This window comes from Gordonia sp. i37 (assembly GCF_002043085.1).
Taxonomy (GTDB): domain Bacteria; phylum Actinomycetota; class Actinomycetes; order Mycobacteriales; family Mycobacteriaceae; genus Gordonia; species Gordonia polyisoprenivorans.
In genome coordinates this window covers 1-663 of sequence record NZ_MVPX01000571.1, presented here as the reverse complement: position 1 = coordinate 663, position 663 = coordinate 1, and the positions used below count along the sequence as shown (strand labels likewise).

The 663-nt window shown below is 62.7% G+C and carries 1 protein-coding gene; it reads left to right on the top strand.

Annotated elements, in window-relative coordinates:
• The coding region (locus B1964_RS27935; protein ID WP_139765916.1) for a transposase at positions 1 to 431 on the top strand (431 nt) is incomplete at its 5' end.
• Between the last annotated feature and the right edge of the window lie 232 nt (positions 432 to 663).

The following is a 663-nucleotide window of genomic DNA, read 5'->3' as shown; positions in this document are numbered from 1 at the left end:
CCCAACTCAACACGCTGACCCGCCGGGCCGCGCCGCGGTTGCGGGCCCGCCCCCAGGTCGGTCCGATGATCGCCGCACAGTTGTTGGTGACCGTCGGGCAATGCCCGGACCGTATCCGTAGCGACGCGCAGTTCGCGCGGCTGGCCGGGATCGCGCCGATCCCCGCGTCCTCGGGGAAGACCAGCCGGATGCGGCTGCACCGCGGTGGGGACCGCCACGCCAACTCCGCGGTCCACCTCGTGGTCATCGGCCGGCTACGTAAACACGAGAAAGCACTCACCTACCGAGAAAAACGACGCGCCCAGGGAATGGCCGATAAAGACATCATCCGCGCCATGAAACGCCTCGTCGCCCGCGAACTGTTCTACGCCCTCAAAGCCGATCTCAAAGACCTCGACCACACCACAAAAAACGCCTCCCACACCCCTTGACACGTTATAGGAACGTCCCTGGTGAGATGACAAGTATCGCAACCACATCCACTACCCACCCGACGTAATCGAGCGCCCGGTCGACGAAGTTTAACGCCCAGTCGACGCAATAGAGCGCCCAGTCGAATCGCCCGAAAAAGTTGTCCACAGATTTCCCGAGCCGCGCGATCGTCGGACCGGTTTTGTCGGTACCCCTTCGTACACTTGTTCTCATCACGTCCGATCGTGGGAG